General features: G+C 64.6%; 1 protein-coding gene. It reads right to left on the bottom strand.

Annotated features, from left to right (window positions below; all coding sequences use genetic code 11):
* Positions 1–69 precede the first annotated feature (69 nt).
* Positions 70–1,239, bottom strand: a 1,170-nt coding sequence (tuf, locus tag G0D83_RS01100) for an elongation factor Tu (RefSeq protein ID WP_164188787.1), incomplete at its 5' end; no start/stop codon positions are given.

The raw sequence follows: 1,239 nt of genomic DNA, 5'->3' as shown, positions 1-1,239 counted from the left end.
GAAAAGGGGCCGCCCGATGGGCGGCCCCTTCGCAATGCCCGCCCGGTCCGAGGACCGGGCAGAAGCGCATCACTCGATGATTTTCGACACGACGCCGGAGCCGACGGTGCGGCCGCCTTCGCGGATTGCGAAGCGCAGACCATCTTCCATGGCGATCGGGGCGATCAGTTCCACGGCGAACTTCAGGTTGTCGCCGGGCATGACCATCTCGGTGCCCTCGGGGAGGGTCACGGTGCCGGTCACGTCGGTGGTGCGGAAGTAGAACTGCGGACGGTAGTTCGCGAAGAACGGCGTGTGACGGCCGCCTTCTTCCTTGGTCAGGATGTAGACCTCGGCTTCGAACTTGGTGTGCGGCTTGACCGAACCCGGCTTGCAGAGAACCTGGCCACGCTCAACGCCTTCGCGGTCGATGCCGCGCAGCAGGGCGCCGATGTTGTCGCCGGCTTCACCGCGGTCGAGCAGCTTGCGGAACATTTCCACACCGGTGCAGGTGGTCTTCTTGGTGTCGCGGATGCCGACGATTTCCAGTTCGTCGCCGACGTTCACAACGCCACGCTCCACGCGGCCGGTGACCACGGTGCCGCGGCCCGAGATCGAGAACACGTCTTCGATCGGCATCAGGAACGGCTGGTCCACGGCACGTGCCGGCTGCGGGATGTACTCATCCACGGCCGCCATCAGTTCGCGGATCTTGTTCTCGCCGATTTCCGGGTCACGGCCTTCCATCGCGGCCAGAGCCGAGCCGGCGATGACGGGGATGTCGTCGCCCGGGAAGTCGTAAGCCGACAGCAGTTCGCGGATTTCCATCTCGACGAGCTCGAGCAGCTCTTCGTCGTCGACCTGGTCAACCTTGTTCATGAACACGACCATGGCGGGGATGCCCACCTGGCGGCCCAGAAGGATGTGCTCGCGGGTCTGCGGCATGGGGCCGTCAGCTGCGTTCACAACCAGGATCGCGCCGTCCATCTGCGCCGCGCCGGTGATCATGTTCTTCACGTAGTCGGCGTGGCCGGGGCAGTCCACGTGCGCGTAGTGACGCGCGTCGGTCTCGTATTCCACGTGCGCGGTCGAGATCGTGATGCCGCGTGCCTTTTCTTCCGGCGCGCCGTCGATCTGGTCGTACGCGCGGAAGTCACCGAAGTACTTAGTGATCGCTGCGGTCAGCGTGGTCTTGCCGTGGTCGACGTGACCGATCGTGCCGATGTTGCAGTGCGGTTTGCCGCGCTCAAACTTTTCCTT

This window comes from Salipiger sp. PrR003 (assembly GCF_010500785.1).
GTDB classification, from domain to species: domain Bacteria; phylum Pseudomonadota; class Alphaproteobacteria; order Rhodobacterales; family Rhodobacteraceae; genus Salipiger; species Salipiger pacificus_A.
Note: the sequence above shows the minus strand (reverse complement) of the source record. Positions and strands in the feature narration are given on the sequence as shown.